This window comes from Brachybacterium phenoliresistens (assembly GCF_000576425.1).
Taxonomy (GTDB): Bacteria; Actinomycetota; Actinomycetes; order Actinomycetales; family Dermabacteraceae; genus Brachybacterium; species Brachybacterium phenoliresistens.
This window is the reverse complement of record NZ_KK069991.1, coordinates 45,378-61,894: the sequence shown is the minus strand read 5'-3', so window position 1 is coordinate 61,894 and position 16,517 is coordinate 45,378. Positions and strand designations below refer to the sequence as shown.

Sequence of the window (16,517 nt, the reverse complement as noted above, 5' to 3'; positions counted from 1 at the left end):
GGTCTCGTGGTGCTGACGCGCCGGATGCGGCGGATGTGACCGGCGCGGGGCCGCCGACGTCCTCGGACAGGGCGAGATCCCTCCCTCGCCGTCCCGTCAGCGGCCGGCGACGCCCTCGCTGATGCGCAGGCTGTTGGCGAGGATGGTGAGCACCGGGTTCACGCCGCCGTTGGTGACGTGCGTGGATCCGTCGGCGACGAACAGGTTCTCGTGCCCCCACACGTGCCCGTCCGGGGCGGTGGCGGAGGTCGCCGGGTCCGTGCCCATGCGCAGCGTCCCGGCCTGGTGCTGCCCGGCGCTGACGGGGGCCGGGAGGGTCATCGGCCGCATCGGCACCACCCGGGCGGCGCCGGCCTCCTCGAGCCAGGCGGCGGCGCGGGCGATGAGCAGGTCGCGCCCGCGCACGTCCTCGGGGTGCAGGCTGCCGGACAGGCGCACCTGCGCGCGCCCGAAGCGGTCGCGGCGGCCGCCGTCCCGGCGCACGCGGGCATCGGCGCTGGTGACCTCCTGGATCGGCCCCATGACCCGGGCGAAGCGGAGCATGGCCCGCTCCATCGTCGGCGAGCCCAGGGGCACATCGGCCGGGACCAGGCCCGTCTCGAGCAGCGCCCGCTGGGTGGAGGCGGGAGTGGGCACGAACTCGTCGGCGAGGATCCCGCCGCCGATGATCCCGTCGTTGCCGTGGCGGAAGTCAGCGGTGGAGATCCGCGGGCCGGGGCCGCGCAGGTCCACGACCTCCTCCTCGAAGATCGCCGAGGCGCCGCCGTAGGCGTGGCCCTGGACGTGCCGGCCCACCTGGTCGGCGGCGTTGCCGAGGCCGTCGGGATGCTCGTCCGTGGCGCTGTCCAGCAGCAGGCGGGCCGATTCGATGGCGCCGGCGGCGAGGACCACGGTGCCGGCGGCGACCTCGCGCCGCCAGATCCGGCCCTCGGCGTCCTCGCCGACGATCTCGACGCCGCGGGCGCGCCCTCCGGGTCCCACCAGGATCCGCCGGGCCTGCGCCCCGGCGAGGATCGTCGCGTTGCCGCTGGCCATGGCGCGGGGCAGGGTCGTGGAGTGGCTGCCGGCGCGCGCGGCGACCGGGCATTCGAAGCCGATGCACTGGGAGCAGCGGATGCAGGCGCCGCGCCCGCCGTGGGGGCGGGAGTTCACCAGCAGCGGCACCGGCTGGGTGCCGACGCCCAGGCGGGCGGCGGCCGCGGCGAGGCGCGAGGCGATCGGCGTCAGCGGCAGGGGCGGCATCGGCAGATCGGCGCTGCGGGGCCCGGCCCACGGGTCGGTGAAGGGGCCGCCGCTGACGCCGAGCTGCTGCTCGACACGGGTGTAGAACGGCTCGAGGTCCTCGTAGGAGATCGGCCAGTCGGCCAGCGCGCTGCCCTCCGGGACGCCGTAGGTGCTGGCCATGCGGAAGTCCCGCGGCGCCAGCCGCCACGCCTGCGCCCCGTACACGCGGGTGCCGCCGCCGAGGGTGATGGCGTTGTTGTTCCACAGCCAGTCCCGGGCGGGCACGTCGCGGAACGGGCCGTCCCCGATGGCGAAGGAGCGGGTCTCCGCATCGGCCCCCGGCCCGGACAGCGGGTACAGCCCGGTGGAGGCGCGCGGGGTGCGCAGGTGGTCGGTCATGAGGGCGTGCGGGGCGGGGTAGCCGCCGCGCTCGAGCACGAGGATGCGGGCCCCGGCCTCGGCGAGGACCTGGGCGGCCATGCCGCCTCCTGCGCCGGAGCCGATGACCACCGCGTCGTAGCCCGGGGCGAGATCGGCGGGGGAGGCGAGGTCCTCGGGCCGCAGCAGGGCGGGCGGGACCTCCGGCGCGGCGGGCGGCGACCAGGCGCCGACGTGCGGGGCCAGCACCTCCGAGACGCGGTCGGCGGCGAGCCCGTGGGCGTAGAGCATGTCGCCGACGAGAGCCCGCTCGGTCGGCGGAGGCAGGGCACGGCCGGTGCCGGCGGGGCTGCCGGCGACTGCGGCGCTGGCGGGGCCGGGGGCGCTGCCGGCGCGGGCGCCGGTCGCGGCGGCGGGGCCCTCGGCGGCGTGCTGCGCATCGGCCGCGAGGAGGGCGTCGACCCAGCCCATCGCGTCGGAGGAGTCCAGGGCGAGCAGGCGGGCGGTCAGCTCCTCGAGCAGCTCGGGGGCGGCGAGCGCCGGGTCGAGGGCGGCGGCGATGCGGGAGCGGACGGCCTCGCGGGGGTCGCGGGCCGGGGCGTGCGGGGGCATGGAGCTCCGATCTCTGCGTCGGGATCGACTCCATTGTGCGCCGTCGGCGCGCTGCGGCGGGACGCAGACCGGCGGCCCGGACCCCGCAGGATCCGGGCCGCCGGCCCCGGGCGGCGCCGCGGCGCCGGAGCGATCAGTCGTCGCTGACGCTGAGGTTCACCTCGATGTTGCCGCGGGTCGCGTTGGAGTAGGGGCACACCTGGTGGGCGGCCTCGGCGAGCTCGCGCGCCTGCTCGACGGGCAGGGAGGGGATGACGACCTCGAGGTCGACGGCCAGCTGGAAGCCGCCCTCGCCGTTGTCGCCGATGCTCACGCGGGCGCCGACGCTCGAGTCGGTGATCTTGACCTTCTGCGCGCGGGCGACGTGGTTCAGCGCGGAGTGGAAGCAGGCCGCGTAGCCGGCGGCGAAGAGCTGCTCGGGGTTGGCGCCCTGGCCGGTGCCGCCCATCTCCTTCGGCGGGGCCATGGTCAGGTCGATGGTGCCGTCGACGGTGCGGACGTGGCCGTCGCGGCCCTGGCCGGTGGACAGGGACTCTGCGGTGTACAGCGCCTTCATGGGGTGCTCCTTCGTGGGGGCCGGAGCGGTTCTCCGGCCGATGGGTCAGACGGTGCGGGCCTCCGGCGCCGCGGCGGTGCGCGGTGCGGAGCGCAGGGCCCGGGTGAGCTCCTGCAGGGTGGCGATGAGGGCGCGGGCGTCCTCGGCGCTGCCCAGTCCGGTGCCGGCGAACACGCAGGCGGGGACGTGGGCGAGCTCGGCCTGGAGGGCGGTGCCCCGGGCCGTGGGCGAGATGGTCACGACGCGCTCGTCCGTGCCGGTGCGGCGGCGCTCGACGAGGCCGGCGGCCTCCATGCGTCGCAGCATCGGCGAGAGGGTCCCGGAGTCCAGCTGGAGGGCCTCCCCCAGCTCGCGGACGCTGCGCTCCCCCTCGGTCCACAGCACGACAAGCACGAGGTACTGGGCGTAGGTGAGGCCGAACGGCTCGAGCAGCTCCCGGTACGCCTGGGTCGTCGCGCGGGACGCCGCGTAGAGGGAGAAGCACACCATCTCGTCGGTCACTGCCATGGGGCCGATCCTGCCACCGATTTCCATTGCACACAACCCAGTTGCGCACATCTCTTCTCGGATCCGGAGCCCGTCCCCCCGGAACGTCCAGGCCCGCTCCAGGTCGACTGCGGATGCTGGGGCCTCGACCGGGCGGGACCCCGCTCCGCCCGGAGCGCACGGAAGGAGCGCAGATGGAGATCGACGACTCCCGCAGACATGCTCGGGATCGCGCCGCGGAATCGCCGACGATGGCGGCCCTGCGCCGCGTCATGATCGCCTCGAGCATGGGGCTGGCCACGGTCGCCCTGGTCGCCGCGAACACGCAGGCCACGATGGCCGGCACCTCCGGCCAGCAGCTCGCCGCCCCGGGCGCCCCGGGCCCCGCCATCACCGCCCCCGCCCCGAGCGTCGCCGACGACGCGCCGGGCACGGCCGAGGAGGCCTGAGCCACCCCCGGGCCCGGCGACTCGCGTCTCGCTTCTCGCGTCTCGCGTCTCGCGTCTCGCGGAGAGCAGAACACGCCCCTGGACGCATACCCCCTTGGGGTATATCGTGCCGGGCATGGACCCACAGAACCGCACCGACCATCGGCACCCCACGGGCTCCGATCCGCACGGCGGGCATGCCCCCGCGGCCGCGGGCCGCGGCGGGCACAGCGAGCACGAGGGGCACCCGGCGCACGACGAGCACCAGACGCACGGCGAACACCCCGAGCACAGCCGGCACGACGGGCACCAGCAGAGCAGCGGGCACGGCGCGCACCAGGAGCTCGGCGGGCATGATGGCCACCAGGAGCACGGCGGGCACGGCGGGCACGGCGATCATGTCGGCCAGTTCCGCCGCCTGTTCTGGATCAGCCTGATCCTGGCGGTCCCCGTCGTCGCGCTCTCCCCCATGTTCGCGATGCTCCTGGGGTATCAGATCCCGCCGCTGCCGGGCCTGCGCTGGGTCGCCCCGGTGCTCGGCACCGTCCTGTACGTCGTCGGCGGGCGCCCCTTCCTCACCGGTGCGGTCTCGGAGATCCGCTCCCGCCGCCCCGGGATGATGCTGCTCATCGCCCTGGGCATCACGGTCGCGTTCGTCGCCTCGTGGGGCGCCACGATCGGCGTGCTCCACCACGAGCTCGAGTTCTGGTGGGAGCTCGCGTTGCTGATCGTGATCATGCTGCTGGGGCACTGGATCGAGATGCGGTCCCTGGCGCGCACCTCCTCCGCCCTGGACTCCCTGGCCGCGCTGCTGCCGGACGAGGCCGAGCGCGTCGAGGGGGATCGCATCGTCCCCGTCGCACCGGCGGATCTGCGCCGCGGAGACCTGGTGCTGGTGCGCCCCGGGGCGAGCATCCCGGCTGACGGCACCATCGTCGAGGGCCGAGCGGACGTCGACGAGTCCATGGTGACCGGCGAGTCCCGGCCCGTGGCGCGCCAGGCCGGCGACGCCGTGGTCGCCGGGACCGTCGCCACCGATTCGAGCCTGCGCATCGAGGTCACCGCCACCGGCGAGGAGACGGCGCTGGCCGGGATCCGCCGCCTGGTGAGCGAGGCGCAGAGCTCCTCCTCCCGCGCCCAGCGGATCGCCGATCGCGCCGCAGGCTGGCTGTTCTGGTTCGCGCTGGGAGCCGCCGTGATCACCGCCGTGGTGTGGACGGCCATCGGCCTCCCGGACCAGGCCGTGATCCGCACCGTGACGGTGCTGGTGATCGCCTGCCCCCATGCCCTCGGGCTCGCGATCCCGCTGGTCGTCTCCATCGCGACCGAGCGGGCGGCCCGCGCGGGCGTGCTGGTGACCGACCGTCTGGCCCTCGAGGCCATGCGCACGGTGGACACCGTGCTGGTCGACAAGACCGGCACCCTCACCCGCGGCGAGCCCGTGCTCTCGCAGATCGCCGCGACGGGCGCCGAGCAGGCCGAGGTCCTGGCCCTCGCCGCGGCCGCCGAGTCCGAGAGCGAGCACCCGCCGGCCCGTGCCATCGTCGAGCGCGCGCAGGCCGAGGGCGTGCAGGTCCCGCAGGCCTCCGAGGTGGCATCGGCCCCGGCCCTGGGCGTGAGCGCACAGGTCGGCGGGCACCAGGTGCGGGTCGGCGGCCCGCGGCTGCTCGAGGAGACCGGCACGCAGGAGGTCGCCGAGGCGGAGGCCTGGCGCGCGGAGGGCGCGATCATCCTCCATGTGCTGCGCGACGGCCAGGTGATCGGCGCCTTCGCGCTCACGGACGAGGTGCGCCCGGAGTCCCGCTCGGCGGTCGAGGCGCTGCATGCGCGCGGCGTGGACGTCGTGATGGTCACCGGCGACGCCGAGGCCGTGGCGCGCTCGGTCGGCGACCAGCTCGGCATCGACCGCGTGTTCGCCGGGGTGCGCCCGGAGGACAAGGCCGATGCGGTCGCCCGCCTGCAGGGGGAGGGCAGGAAGGTCGCGATGGTCGGCGACGGCGTGAACGACGCCCCGGCGCTGGCCCGGGCTGATGTCGGCATCGCGATCGGCGCCGGCACGGACGTGGCGATCGCCTCCGCCGGCGTGGTGCTGGCCGGCTCGGACCCGCGGGCCGTGCTCTCGGTCATCGACCTCTCCCGCGCCGCCTACCGGAAGATGACCCAGAACCTGTGGTGGGCGGCGGGCTACAACCTCGTCTCCGTGCCGCTGGCCGCCGGGGCGCTCGCCGGGATCGGGTTCGTGCTGCCGATGAGCGTGGGCGCGATCCTCATGTCTCTGTCCACGGTGATCGTGGCCCTGAACGCCCAGCTGCTGCGGCGCCTGGACCTGCGCCCGGAGCGCATCGGCGACTGAGCCGCCCGGGGCGGGCGGCGTCGGCGGGCAGTGTCGGCGGGCGGTGCCGGCGGATCGGGCTCGTCGGCGCTGCGGGGTCGCGGGTGCAGGGGCCGTAGGATGCTGGGCGCATGGTCCGACGAGGGGTGGAGATGCCGATGCTGCGCTGCGGGAGAGGTCTCGCGCTGACCGCGATCATCGTCCTGGCGGGCCTGCTGCCCGCCTGCACCTCCGCGGAGGCCCCCGAGGACCCGGCCGTGATGATCCACCTCTACTCCGGCGTGGAGAACCCCGTGATCACCGTCGACCACCGGACGTACGAGGATGCCCTGGCGTGCCTGCGCGAGGCCGGCCCCGGGGACCCCGCGACCGCGATGGGAGGGGACGGCGTGGGCTTCGGGTCCTTCGTCCTCGAGGACGGCGCCGTCTCCTACTACCTCGGCGAGACCTGGGCCACCGAGAGCGGGGGCGAGGCGCTCACCGCCCTGGACGGCTGCACCGAGTGGTTCGCGCCGTTCCACGAGGCGGCGACGGAGCAGCTGCCCGCCGACGTGCTCTCGCACCTCGAGGAGACGCGCGCGCAGTCCTGAGCCAGCCGTCCCCGGCGCGGGGCGTGGTCACCGGAGATCGGTGAAGGTGACGGGCGTGCCCGCGGCCTCGGCGTAGGCGATCTCGCGGCGGGTCGAGGCGCCGATGTACCCGCCGGGGTTGACCACCAGGATCCGGTCGGCCAGGTCGATCTTGCGCAGGTGGAGGGCGTCCAGCGCGGCCTTCTGCTCGGCGGTGATCACCTCGTCGGCATCGGCCTCGCCCGGGGCCAGGACGATGACGCCGGCGAAGGTCAGGTCACGGTTCGCCGCGCGCATCTGTTCCGCAAACCGGAGGGAGCCGCAGAGGCACACGATCTCGGGGCGGCCGGTCACGGCGCGGGCCTCCGGCCGCGATGCCGGGCGTCACCGGGCACGGCGCGGAGCCTGCCGGCCCATCACGAGCAGGAGGAGACCCGGGATCACGAGGCAGGCGCCGAGGGTCACCGCGGCAGGGCTCATGGTCAGGCTGTGCACGGCCAGGCCCAGGAGGACCCCGAGGAGCACCAGCGCGATGCCTGCCCGCCGCCCCGGGACGGCCGGGCGGGCGGAGGGACGCACCGTCGGCTCGCTCATGCCGGGCAGGCTACCGGCCGCGCCGGTCCCCGGTCCAGGGCCGCACGCCCCGTACCCTCGATCGCCATGAGCAGTCGCAGTACCCCGACGCCCGGCGCCCCCGGTCGCCAGCACTGGATGGATCTGCTGCGCGGGACCGCCGTCCTGCTGGTGATCGTCCTGCACGTCCACCTGGTCCAGCAGGCCTGGGACGGGCCGAGCCCTCGCGAGGCCGTCCTCGTCTCCGAGGCGACCACGCCGTTCCGCATGCCGGCCCTGCTGTTCGCCTCCGGGCTGCTGCTGTCGCGGTCGCTGCGCAAGCCCGCAGGCCAGTACCTGTCGGGGAAGGCCCGTGCCCTGCTGTGGCCCTGGCTGCTGTGGTCCCTGGTGATGCTGCCGATCATGGGCTGGAGCTACGGCACGGACCCGCTGTGGTGGGTCAACGGCATGTACACCTGGTTCCTGCTGGCGCTGTTCGCCTACTACGTCGTGGGGCTGCTGACCCGGCGCATCCCGCCGGGCTGGGTGGCGCTGGCGAGCATCGCGGCGTGGACGGTGCTGCCCGTGCTGGGGGTGGACCTCACCACCTCGGGCCTGCGGCCGGACAAGTTCCTCTACTACGCGGCGTTCTTCTTCGCGGGCGCCGCGCTGCGCGGGCGGCTGATGTCCCGCCCGGTGCCCCGGGGCGTGCTCATCCCCTCGATCCTGGTCGCGCTCGCCTGGTCCGCCTACGCCGTGCGCATCGATCGCGCACCCGAGCTGCCGGTCCTCTCGCAGCTCATGGTGCTGGTCGGGGTCCTCGCGGCGATCGGGATCGCGCAGCGCCTGCCGCGCGTCCGGGCCGTCCGGGCACTGGAGTGGGCCGGGCGCAACTCGATCGTGTTCTACCTCGTGCACCTGCCGGTGGCCGAGGTCCTGGCCCGCCACGCCGATCTGCCGCCGGGCCGCGCCGGGTTCCTGCCGTCCCTGGTGATCACCCTCGGTGTCTGCGTGCTCGCCGTCCTGCTGCGGCCGATGACCGGGTTCCTCTACGCATTCCCCGCCCGGCGCCGAGAAGGGGCGGAGGGTGCACGGTCGAGCGCCGACGCCCCGGCCCCCCCGGGTCGCGGCCGCATCCCCCGCCCCCGCGGCGATCGCCGAGCGGGTCCCCCCGCTCGCCCCGCAGCCCGTCCCGCCGGGGGCCGAGGGGGCAACCGCGCCCGCCGGCTCCCGCCGGCCCGTCCCGCCTGGCTGAGCCGGGCTCCGGCCACTCCGGTCACGGCGCATCCGCGCATCCGCGCACCGGCGCATCGGCGCATCGGCGCATCGGCGCATCGGCGCATCGGCTCAAGGTCGGTCCCCTCACAGATCCCCCCCGGAATGCCATAAGTCATAAGCAGGGGTTGGCACCAGCTCGTACGATGGGCGCATGGACCCCAGACGACTGCTGATCTTCCGCACCGTGGTGCGCAACGGCACCATCGGTGCCGGCGCGCGCGAGCTCGGCTGGACGCAGCCGGCCGTCTCCCAGCACCTCGCCGCCCTCGAGAAGGAGATCGGCACCTCGCTGCTGCTGCGCTCCTCCACCGGCGTCACCCCGACCGAGGCCGGCCAGCGCCTGTTCCAGCACGCCGAGGCGATCGCCGCGCAGCTGGACGCCGCCGCGGAGGAGCTCGCGGACCTCACCGCCCTGCGCCGCGGCCGCGTCCGCTTCGGGACCTTCCCCTCCGCCGCCGCGGTGCTGCTGCCTCCGGCGCTGGCGGCCATGCAGGACTCCGCGCCCGGCGTGGACGTCACCTTCGACGAGCTCGAGCCGCCGGATGCCATCGCCGCCCTGCAGGACGGGGACCTCGACCTCGCCCTGGTGTTCCGCTACCCCCTCTCGGACACCGACGGCGAGAACGCCCTGGAGTGGACGCCGCTGCTGGAGGACAGGGTCCTGGCCGTGCTGCCCCGCACCCACCCGCGGGCCGAGGACCCGGACCTCACCCTCGCCGACCTCGCCCAGGACCCGTGGATCGCCGGCTGCGAACGCTGTCGCGCGAACCTGCTGGCCAGCGCGCGTCTGGCCGGGTTCACCCCGAAGATCCGCCACACCACCGACGATGCGACCGTCGTGCAGCGCCTGATCGTCCACGGCGGCGGCACGGCCCTGCTGCCGGAGATCGCCCTGGAGGCCTCGCCCTCCGAGGACGTCGTCGTCCGCTCCCTGCCGGACCTGCAGAACCGCACCATCGGCCTGGTCAACCGCCGGGGGGCCTGCAAGATCCCCGCCGTCGCGGCCCTGCGCGATGCGCTGCGGGCCGAGGCCGACAGCCGCTCCGTCGCGGCGCTGATGATCTGATGGCGCAGCCCACCGATCCCGCGCCCCGGCCGGCCCCGCTGCGCGTCCCGGCGAGCGCCTGGCTGAGGCCGGCGCTGCTGCTGGTCGGCGGCCTGCTGCTCGCCGCGCTCCTGCTGGCCGTGGACCAGCGCGTCGCCGCGCTCGCGATGGCGCTGTTCGCCCTGCTCATGGGCTACTGGACCTCGCCGCTACGCTCGGGGCAGCACACGCCGCTGGCCTCCGCCCTCGCCGCCCGCGGTCCGGGCGACTCGGTGATCCTGTGGGCGCCGGGCGATCCCCTCAGCGCCCGGCTGCAGACGGCGGTGCGCAGCACCCGCACCGATGTGACCTGGGTGAACGTCTACCGCGATGCGGAGGCAGCCCAGCTGCTCGCCGAGCACGGCGGCCGGGAGGCGCTGCCGCTGGTGCTGCTGGGAGACGGCACCGAGGTGCGCCGGGCGAGCGTCGGCGCCTTCCTCGATGCGAGCGCCGCCGCCCAGGAGGCCGCGGGCCGCTCCGACTCCGACGGTCCCGACCCGGCGTGACCCCACCCGGCCGGGCCGACGGCGCGGAGCCGCAGGTCCGGGCGCTCAGGCGGTGCCGAAGCCGCCGATGACCACATTCCAGGGGCGGATGCTCCGCTCGAGCACGACGCCCTCGCGGCGGAACGGGTCCGGGTCCAGCACGGAGAGCACCTCGGCCGCGGTGCCCTCGCCCTGCAGGATCAGCAGCGCCCCGCCGTCCTCGTCGGTGTACGGGCCGGAGGCCAGCAGCGTGCCCTCCGCGTGCAGGGCGCCCAGGAACTCGCGGTGCTCCGGCCGATGCCGGTCCTTCAGCGCGGTGTCATCGGCGTAGAGGTAGGTGACGGCGTAGATCGACATGGGCGGGCTCCTTCGCACGGGTGGTGATGCGGCCGATTCTGTCAGGCGCCGCCGCCGCGCAGGATCCTGTCCGGGGCAGGCGCCGGGATCTCGGCGTCGAAGGGGATCATCGGCCGGTCGATCCGGGCGTGGCCCAGGCGCACCAGGTCCTGGTCGACGCCGCCGGGGGTGAGGGCCAGCAGCCAGTCGGCGGCGGACTCGTACTGGTCCGGCTCGAGGTAGCCCATCTTCACGGTGACGATGTCGAAGCCGGTCATGCTCATGCCCAGGCGCGCGAACATCTCGTGGCTCGCCCACTGCGAGCGGCGCGCCGTGACCACGACGGTCAGGCCGGTGGGGGTGTCGCCGTCCAGCACCCGCAGCGCGGCGGCGCGGCCGGTGCCGGGGGCGTCGTCCAGGGCCGTCACCTCGGCGCGCAGCGCCACCGGGCCCGGATCCCGCGCGTCGATGCGACCGCCGACGGTGAAGTCGCCGCGCCCGCCCACGCCCAGCTCCGTCGCGAGGCCGGCGGAGCCCGGATCGACCAGGGAGACCATCAGGGCGCTGACCTCGCCTGCGCGGATCTCCTCCCGGGCGAGCAGCCGGGACAGGCAGTAGGTGGTGTCATCGGCCCCGCCCGCGCCGGGGTTGTCCCCGGAGTCGGAGATCCAGAACGGGCGCGCCGTGGAGGCGACGGCCCGGTCGAGGCATTCCTCGAAGGTCCCAGTGGGGGCGACGAACTCGAAGTCGTGCCGCGCCTGCCACACGGCGGTGGCCAGCTCGAGCGCGGCGGCGTCGACGGCATCGGCGTCCTCGCCGAAGGCGAGCACGGCGGCCTTGCAGCGGGGCTGGTCCGCCCACGCGAAACCGATCCAGATCGACACGTCCGTGACGCCCTCGCGGGCGGTGAGCCCGGGGATCCGGGCGTACAGGGACTTCGCCGGCTCGATGCGGGTGGAGGTCTTCTCCCCGGGCAGGAGGATCGGCACGTGCACGAGGGCCTTGTGGGGGCGGGCGCCGCCGCGCGAGGCGGCCTCGACCAGGTCGCGCAGTCCGCGCTCGCGGGTCTCCCAGGCGTCGATGTGCGGTGCGTGGCGGTAGCAGGTGAGCAGGTCGCAGTGCTCGAAGAGGACCTCGGAGACGTTGCCGTGCAGGTCCATGGCGGTGCCCACCAGCACGTCCGGGCCGATCACGCCGCGGATCGCGGCGATCAGGTCGCCCTCGGCGTCGTCCAGCCCCTCGACGCTCATGGCGCCGTGGATGTCGAAGAAGAAGCCGTCCAGCGGGGCCTCGGCGAGCGCCGCGCGCAGGCCGGAGAGGATCTCCTCCTTCCACACGGCGTAGTCCGCCCCGACCAGCTGCCCGCCGGGCAGCGCGCGGGCGTGCAGCACGCCGACGTACTCGGCGGCCTCGCGCAGCACCTGACCGGTCTCCGTGCCCCCGTCGGCGACGGGGGCGAAGAAGGGGTAGCGCTCCAGGATCTCGGCGGTGCCGCACCGCACCTCGAAGTCCGCGGCGGAGGAGCGGTAGGGCGTGAACGTGGAGGACTCGATGGCGATCCCGGCGATGGCGATGCGGGGTCGGGGCGTGGTCATGAAGGGGCTCTCCTGCGGATCCCGGCGGAGGGCGGGTCCCTCGCCTCGTGCGTCGTTGCTCAGGGAGGCTATCGGAACATCCGACCTTTGTGGGGCAGCGAGGCCGAGACCGCTCGTCCACAGCCCGAACCGTGACCGGGCAGGCCGACCTATGCTCGGACCATGAGCGAGCTGAGCCCGCCGCCCGATCCCGGATCCGGGAACCTGCACCCGGCGCTGCACGCCCGCGCCCGCACGGGACCGCCGCCGTTCCCGCGGCACCCGACGCCGGACTTCTTCCCCACCACCGCGAGCAACGACGGACGCCTGGCCTGGGCCTTCGGCCTGCTCTCCCTGCTCGCGGTGCCGCTGCTGTCCCTGCTGGTCCCCTCGATCCTGATGCTGGTGGTCGGGCTGGCGCAGCTGGGCCGCAACGCCGTGGCCCGGCGCTCGGGGCTGCGGGCTGCGCTGCTCGGCGGCGCGAACCTGCTGATCGTGGTGCTGTACCTGGTGATGCTGGGGACCCTCACCCGGGTCCTCGGGGGGATCGATGCGCAGGAGCAGCCCGGGGTCTTCTACGGCCTGGCGCTGCCGGGGCTGGTGTACATCTGCGTCCTCGCCCCGCTGGTGAACATCGTGCTCGGGATCGTGGCGCTGGCCCGGCCGGTGTCCCGGCAGCGGGCCGCGCGGATCCTCGCCCAGGGCTGAGCGCCGCACCGCCGAGGGGGAACGCCCACCCTCCAGGGCTGCGCGCCGCCTACCCCTCCAGCAGCGCCGCGATCTCGGGGTGCCCGGCGACGTAGCCGTCCAGAAGGGCCCGCCCCAGCTCGGGAGAGTCGACCAGCGGGTGGGTCGAGAAGCCCTCCCAGGCCTTCTCGCGGGCGAGCGACCGCAGCCGCGCGGCCTCCTCGCCGCCTCGGGCCGATGCCCCCTGACCGTGCCGCGCCGCCTCGAGGATCGCGCGCTCGGCGGCGCGCAGCCGCGCCATCATCCCCAGCTGGCCGAGGCTCACGGGCCCCACCTGCTGGGGGTGGACGCCCTCGCCGTCGACGACGCAGGGGACCTCGAGGACGAGGTCCGGCGGGAGCTCGGGCACGATGCGCCCGCCCCCGGGCCGGCCGTTGCCGACGTCGAGGATCATCCGGGCGGGCGTGCCCGTGGCCAGCGCGGTCATCAGGCGCAGGGCGACCTCCTGGTACCCGCCGCCGGCCACGTCCTCCTCGCGGCGCTCCTCGTCGCGGGTCTCGGCCATGTACGTCGCCTCGCGCTCGTGGAGCGTGGCGCGCCAGGCGGACAGCGGCGAGGCGCAGCAGGAGTCCCCGGCGGCCTCGTAGAAGCGCCCCTGCTGCGCGGCGAGGAACTCGCCGCGGGTCTCCTCCGCGGCGGCGATGCGGGAGCGGGCCTCCTCGGTGAACAGGTAGTAGAAGAGGTACTCGTTGGGCAGGGCGCCCATGGTCCGCACCCAGTCCGGGCCGATCAGCCGCGCCTCCTCGATCGCGTCCAGCGCCGCGTCGTCGGCGAGGATGCCCGGCAGGCGGTCCTCGCCGTCGACGGTGATCGCCCGCAGCCAGCCCAGGTGGTTCAGCCCCACGTAGTCCACGCCGATCCGCGGCGTCCCGTCGGGGCCCATCGCGTCGACATCGGCCCCCAGCAGGCGGCCCACCCGTCGCACCAGGCCGATGGGGGTGTCGCAGATGCCCACCACCCGATCCCCGAGCACCGTGCGCATCGCCTCGGTGACGATCCCGGCCGGGTTGGTGAAGTTGATCGTCCAGGCTATGGGGGCGAGCTCGGCGATGGTGCGGGCGACGTCGAGGGCGACGGGGATGGTGCGCAGCGCGTAGGCGAGGCCGCCAGGGCCGATGGTCTCCTGGCCCAGCAGCCCCAGGTCCAGGGCGACGCGCTCGTCGACCGTGCGCCCCTGGGCGCCGCCCACCCGCACCGCGCTGAAGACGAAGTCGGCCCCGGCCACCGCCTCGCGCAGATCCGTGGTGGGCACCAGGCGCGGCAGCGGGTGCGGGGCGCGGCCCGACGCCGCGAGCTCCTCCCCCAGCTGCGCGGCGACCGCGCCGATGGTGGCCAGGCGCTCCGGGTCCACGTCGTGGAGGGCGACCTCGTCGACGACCAGGCCGGTGGCCCGCGCGGCGACGGCCTCGTACACCAGCGGCACGCGGAACCCGCCGCCGCCGAGGATGGTGAGCTTCATGGGAGCAGGACCTCCAGTTCCTCCCCCTCGGGGAGGTCGATGGCGCTGGGCGGCAGGGGACGGTCGGTGACGATCCCGGCGAAGCGGGCGGCGGGGGCGATCTCGAGGAACCCCGTGCCGGGGAACTTCTCGTGATCGACCAGGAGATAGGAGCGGCCGGCGATGTCCAGCAGGCCGCGCTTGACGGGCACCTCGCTGGGGGTGGAGTCCAGCACGCAGCCGTCGGGGCGCACGCCCGCCGCCCCGAGGAAGGCGACGTCCACCCGCACCTGCCGCAGCGCGGACTCGGTGAGCGTGCCGACCATGGACTGGTAGCTGGGGCGCAGCAGCCCGCCGAGGACCACGAGGTCGATGCCGGGGGCGTCGGCGAGGGCCTGGACCACGGCGAGGGAGGCGGTGACCACGGTCAGCTCGCGATCGCGCAGCTGCGGGCACAGCGCGGCGACGCTGGTGCCGATGTCCAGGGCGACCACGGAGCCGTCCTCGACCAGCGTCGCGGCGCGCGCGGCGATGCCCGCCTTGGCGGAGGACGCGGCGGTGGCGACGTCCGCGAAGGGGCGCGGATCCGCCTCGGGCCGCACGCTGCCGCGGATCGCGGTCGCCCCGCCGCGGACGCGGCGCAGGGTGCCGGACTCCGCCAGCTGGTCGAGGTCCCGGCGGATCGTGGCCTCGGAGACGGCGAAGTCGACGCTGAGGCGCGAGACGCTGGCCGAGCCGCGACGCCGCACCTCGGCGACGATCCCGCGGAGCCGGTCCTCGCTGAGCATGCGCTCACGCTAGCACCTTCCACGCATCTTCCGTCATCTGTGCACAACTCCTGTCATCCCTGCGCAGGATGTGGCATCGTGGGGGTCTGCGCCCTTCCCGGCGCGGCACCGCCCCGTTCTCTGGAGGAGACCATGCGACGACGCGCTTTCCTCGGCCAGGCCTCTGCCGTGGGAGGCCTCGGCCTCCTCGCCGCCTGCGCCCCCGGTTCCGATGCCCCCGAGCCCGGATCCGCCACCGGCCCCGCGGCCGACGAGGTCGACAAGGACGTCGCCGCGCTCGGCGACGTCACCCTCACCGTGTGGGACCAGGAGGTGCGCGGCGCCCAGAACGACGCCATCACCGCCCTCATCGAGTCCTTCCAGCAGAAGTTCCCCAACGTCACGGTGGACCGCCACTCCCAGTCCTTCGACGACCTGCGCCAGCAGACGGCCCTCGCGCTGTCCGGGAACGACGTCCCCGACGTGCTGCAGGTCAACAACGCCCGCGCCGACATGGGCGAGTTCGTCAAGGCCGGCCAGCTCACGGACCTGTCCGGCTACTCCGAGGCCTACGGCTGGGAGGACCGCTTCCCCGCCTCGGTCCTGGCCAAGTCCCGCTACTCGGCCGATGCCGTCACCTTCGGCGAGGGCTCCCTGTGGGGCCTGCCGCAGACCGGCGAGGTGGTCGGCATCTACTACAGCGCCGCCAAGCTCGAGGCGCTCTCCGCCCAGGTCCCCACCACCTGGGACGAGCTGATCGCCCTGGTCTCCGCGGCGCAGGCCGCCGGGGAGCAGCCGCTGGTGCTCGGCAACATCGAGGGCTGGCCGGCTCTGCACGTCTTCGGGCCGCTGCAGGCCCACTACGTCCCGGCGGAGGAGATCGTCTCCCTGGGCATGGGCAACGCCGGCGCGGACTGGACCAGCGAGGGCAACATCCAGGCCCTCACGCAGATGGCCGAATGGGGCGCCTCCGGCGCCTTCGGGGACTCCCCCAACGGCCAGGACTACGACGCCGCCTGGGCCGCGTTCACCGAGGGCACCGGCGTGCTGCTGATCGGCGGCTCCTGGCTGGGACCGGACATGGAGAAGGTCCTCGGCGAGGACCTGCACTTCATGGCGCCGCCCGCAGGCATGGACGGGAAGGTCGCCACCACCGGCGGCACCGGGCTGCCCTTCACCATCCCCGCGAAGGCGAAGAACGCCGTCGCGGCCGCGGCGTACATCGACTTCATCACCAGCTCCGAGGCGATGGCGCTGATCGCCGAGAACGGCGGCATGCCCGTGCTGGAGACGGCGGCGCTCGCACCGGACTCCGGCGTGAACAAGGAGATCTACGAGGCCTTCGACGCCGTCTCGACCTCCGGCACGCTGCTGCCCTACCTGGACTACGCGACCCCCACCTTCGCCGACACGGCCGCGGACACCCTGCAGGGCGTCATCGGCGGGCAGACGGACCCGGCCGCCGCGGCCGACGCCCTCCAAGCCGACTACGGCGAGTTCACCGCCGCGAGCTGATCCGTGCCCACCTCCTCCTCCCCCGCCGCCGCACCGGCGGACCGCGCCCCCGCCCGCGCCGCCACCGGCGCGGGCGGCCCGGCGCAGCCTGCTTCCGGCGCGCCCCGGCGACGGCGCCGGAGGCCCTCGCCGGTCGCCCGCACGGCGGCGACCCCC

Annotated in this window: 17 protein-coding genes; 8 read left to right on the top strand and 9 right to left on the bottom strand. The window is 74.9% G+C overall.

Features of this window, described 5'->3' with window-relative positions; translation table 11 throughout:
- Positions 1-96: 96 nt before the first annotated feature.
- The 3 genes from BF93_RS06730 to BF93_RS06720 all read right to left on the bottom strand — a co-directional run bounded on the left by BF93_RS06730 (position 97) and on the right by BF93_RS06720 (position 3,277).
- A complete protein-coding gene (locus BF93_RS06730; protein WP_084148328.1) occupies positions 97-2,214 on the bottom strand; it encodes a GMC family oxidoreductase N-terminal domain-containing protein in 2,118 nt (705 codons plus the stop codon).
- A 133-nt stretch (positions 2,215-2,347) separates the two neighbouring features.
- Positions 2,348-2,770 carry an organic hydroperoxide resistance protein gene (locus BF93_RS06725; RefSeq protein ID WP_038371558.1) on the bottom strand — a complete coding sequence of 141 codons (423 nt, stop codon included), beginning with the start codon at positions 2,768-2,770 and terminating at the stop codon, positions 2,348-2,350.
- Positions 2,771-2,815: 45 nt separating this feature from the next.
- Complete coding sequence (locus BF93_RS06720; protein WP_198025374.1) at positions 2,816-3,277, bottom strand: MarR family winged helix-turn-helix transcriptional regulator; 462 nt, start codon at positions 3,275-3,277, stop codon at positions 2,816-2,818.
- Positions 3,278-3,450: 173 nt separating this feature from the next.
- On the opposite strand from BF93_RS06720, the gene BF93_RS06715 reads away from it, so the two are divergent.
- The 3 genes from BF93_RS06715 (at position 3,451) to BF93_RS06705 (ending at position 6,606) form a co-directional block, all read left to right on the top strand.
- On the top strand, positions 3,451-3,705 hold the full coding sequence (locus BF93_RS06715) for a hypothetical protein (RefSeq protein WP_038371556.1): 255 nt from the start codon (positions 3,451-3,453) through the stop codon (positions 3,703-3,705).
- A 115-nt stretch (positions 3,706-3,820) separates the two neighbouring features.
- On the top strand, positions 3,821-6,037 hold the full coding sequence (locus BF93_RS06710; RefSeq protein WP_084148327.1) for a heavy metal translocating P-type ATPase: 2,217 nt from the start codon (positions 3,821-3,823) through the stop codon (positions 6,035-6,037).
- A 110-nt stretch (positions 6,038-6,147) separates the two neighbouring features.
- On the top strand, positions 6,148-6,606 hold the full coding sequence (locus tag BF93_RS06705; protein WP_156954068.1) for a hypothetical protein: 459 nt from the start codon (positions 6,148-6,150) through the stop codon (positions 6,604-6,606).
- A gap of 27 nt (positions 6,607-6,633) precedes the next feature.
- Here BF93_RS06705 and BF93_RS06700 read toward each other — a convergent pair whose 3' ends face one another.
- Together BF93_RS06700 and BF93_RS06695 are read right to left on the bottom strand one after the other, a co-directional pair.
- Positions 6,634-6,882 (bottom strand): hypothetical protein, encoded by a 249-nt coding sequence (locus BF93_RS06700; RefSeq protein WP_051486631.1) that lies wholly within the window; start codon positions 6,880-6,882, stop codon positions 6,634-6,636.
- An 87-nt stretch (positions 6,883-6,969) separates the two neighbouring features.
- Positions 6,970-7,179: a hypothetical protein gene (locus tag BF93_RS06695; RefSeq protein WP_038371551.1), complete on the bottom strand. Its 210-nt coding sequence runs from the start codon at positions 7,177-7,179 to the stop codon at positions 6,970-6,972.
- Positions 7,180-7,245: 66 nt separating this feature from the next.
- On the opposite strand from BF93_RS06695, the gene BF93_RS06690 reads away from it, so the two are divergent.
- Genes BF93_RS06690 through BF93_RS06680 form a run of 3 tightly spaced genes read left to right on the top strand, consistent with a single transcriptional unit; the run spans position 7,246 to position 10,005 of the window.
- Positions 7,246-8,526, top strand: coding sequence for an acyltransferase family protein (locus BF93_RS06690; RefSeq protein WP_084148326.1), 1,281 nt, complete (start codon positions 7,246-7,248; stop codon positions 8,524-8,526).
- A 40-nt stretch (positions 8,527-8,566) separates the two neighbouring features.
- Positions 8,567-9,481, top strand: coding sequence for a LysR family transcriptional regulator (locus BF93_RS06685; RefSeq protein ID WP_038371548.1), 915 nt, complete (start codon positions 8,567-8,569; stop codon positions 9,479-9,481).
- Complete coding sequence (locus tag BF93_RS06680; RefSeq protein WP_038371547.1) at positions 9,481-10,005, top strand: hypothetical protein; 525 nt, start codon at positions 9,481-9,483, stop codon at positions 10,003-10,005. Before BF93_RS06685 ends, BF93_RS06680 begins: the two co-directional genes overlap by 1 nt.
- 45 nt (positions 10,006-10,050) lie before the next feature.
- On the opposite strand, the gene BF93_RS06675 is transcribed toward BF93_RS06680, so the two are convergent.
- Together BF93_RS06675 and BF93_RS06670 are read right to left on the bottom strand one after the other, a co-directional pair.
- Complete coding sequence (locus BF93_RS06675) at positions 10,051-10,341, bottom strand: YciI family protein (protein ID WP_038371545.1); 291 nt, start codon at positions 10,339-10,341, stop codon at positions 10,051-10,053.
- Between the two features lie 41 nt (positions 10,342-10,382).
- Positions 10,383-11,915 (bottom strand): M81 family metallopeptidase, encoded by a 1,533-nt coding sequence (locus BF93_RS06670; RefSeq protein ID WP_038371543.1) that lies wholly within the window; start codon positions 11,913-11,915, stop codon positions 10,383-10,385.
- A 162-nt stretch (positions 11,916-12,077) separates the two neighbouring features.
- Between BF93_RS06670 and BF93_RS06665 the strand changes: the two genes are divergently transcribed.
- Positions 12,078-12,602 carry a hypothetical protein gene (locus BF93_RS06665; protein WP_038371542.1) on the top strand — a complete coding sequence of 175 codons (525 nt, stop codon included), beginning with the start codon at positions 12,078-12,080 and terminating at the stop codon, positions 12,600-12,602.
- Between the two features lie 49 nt (positions 12,603-12,651).
- Here the strand turns inward: BF93_RS06665 and BF93_RS06660 are convergent, their stop codons facing one another.
- Together BF93_RS06660 and BF93_RS06655 are read right to left on the bottom strand one after the other, a co-directional pair.
- Positions 12,652-14,100 carry a family 4 glycosyl hydrolase gene (locus BF93_RS06660; protein ID WP_038371541.1) on the bottom strand — a complete coding sequence of 483 codons (1,449 nt, stop codon included), beginning with the start codon at positions 14,098-14,100 and terminating at the stop codon, positions 12,652-12,654.
- Positions 14,097-14,867, bottom strand: a complete 771-nt coding sequence (locus tag BF93_RS06655) for a DeoR/GlpR family DNA-binding transcription regulator (protein ID WP_038371539.1) — start codon at positions 14,865-14,867, stop codon at positions 14,097-14,099. The genes BF93_RS06660 and BF93_RS06655 overlap by 4 nt, the downstream gene beginning before the upstream one ends.
- Positions 14,868-14,999: 132 nt before the next feature.
- On the opposite strand from BF93_RS06655, the gene BF93_RS06650 reads away from it, so the two are divergent.
- Positions 15,000-16,361, top strand: a complete 1,362-nt coding sequence (locus BF93_RS06650; RefSeq protein ID WP_038371537.1) for an ABC transporter substrate-binding protein — start codon at positions 15,000-15,002, stop codon at positions 16,359-16,361.
- Positions 16,362-16,517: the final 156 nt, after the last annotated feature.

Excerpts from the sequence above, each read along its gene's own strand:
- BF93_RS06705 (WP_156954068.1), top strand. The coding sequence starts at position 6,148 with ATGGTCCGACGAGGGGTGGAGATGCCGATGCTGCGCTGCGGGAGAGGT.
- BF93_RS06695 (WP_038371551.1), bottom strand. The coding sequence starts at position 7,179 with ATGAGCGAGCCGACGGTGCGTCCCTCCGCCCGCCCGGCCGTCCCGGGG.
- BF93_RS06710 (WP_084148327.1), top strand. The coding sequence starts at position 3,821 with ATGGACCCACAGAACCGCACCGACCATCGGCACCCCACGGGCTCCGAT.
- BF93_RS06690 (WP_084148326.1), top strand. The coding sequence starts at position 7,246 with ATGAGCAGTCGCAGTACCCCGACGCCCGGCGCCCCCGGTCGCCAGCAC.
- BF93_RS06670 (WP_038371543.1), bottom strand. The coding sequence starts at position 11,915 with ATGACCACGCCCCGACCCCGCATCGCCATCGCCGGGATCGCCATCGAG.
- BF93_RS06730 (WP_084148328.1), bottom strand. The coding sequence starts at position 2,214 with ATGCCCCCGCACGCCCCGGCCCGCGACCCCCGCGAGGCCGTCCGCTCC.
- BF93_RS06660 (WP_038371541.1), bottom strand. The coding sequence starts at position 14,100 with ATGAAGCTCACCATCCTCGGCGGCGGCGGGTTCCGCGTGCCGCTGGTG.
- BF93_RS06655 (WP_038371539.1), bottom strand. The coding sequence starts at position 14,867 with ATGCTCAGCGAGGACCGGCTCCGCGGGATCGTCGCCGAGGTGCGGCGT.
- BF93_RS06650 (WP_038371537.1), top strand. The coding sequence starts at position 15,000 with ATGCGACGACGCGCTTTCCTCGGCCAGGCCTCTGCCGTGGGAGGCCTC.
- BF93_RS06720 (WP_198025374.1), bottom strand. The coding sequence starts at position 3,277 with ATGGCAGTGACCGACGAGATGGTGTGCTTCTCCCTCTACGCGGCGTCC.
- BF93_RS06700 (WP_051486631.1), bottom strand. The coding sequence starts at position 6,882 with ATGCGCGCGGCGAACCGTGACCTGACCTTCGCCGGCGTCATCGTCCTG.
- BF93_RS06725 (WP_038371558.1), bottom strand. The coding sequence starts at position 2,770 with ATGAAGGCGCTGTACACCGCAGAGTCCCTGTCCACCGGCCAGGGCCGC.
- BF93_RS06675 (WP_038371545.1), bottom strand. The coding sequence starts at position 10,341 with ATGTCGATCTACGCCGTCACCTACCTCTACGCCGATGACACCGCGCTG.
- BF93_RS06685 (WP_038371548.1), top strand. The coding sequence starts at position 8,567 with ATGGACCCCAGACGACTGCTGATCTTCCGCACCGTGGTGCGCAACGGC.
- BF93_RS06715 (WP_038371556.1), top strand. The coding sequence starts at position 3,451 with ATGGAGATCGACGACTCCCGCAGACATGCTCGGGATCGCGCCGCGGAA.
- BF93_RS06665 (WP_038371542.1), top strand. The coding sequence starts at position 12,078 with ATGAGCGAGCTGAGCCCGCCGCCCGATCCCGGATCCGGGAACCTGCAC.
- BF93_RS06680 (WP_038371547.1), top strand. The coding sequence starts at position 9,481 with ATGGCGCAGCCCACCGATCCCGCGCCCCGGCCGGCCCCGCTGCGCGTC.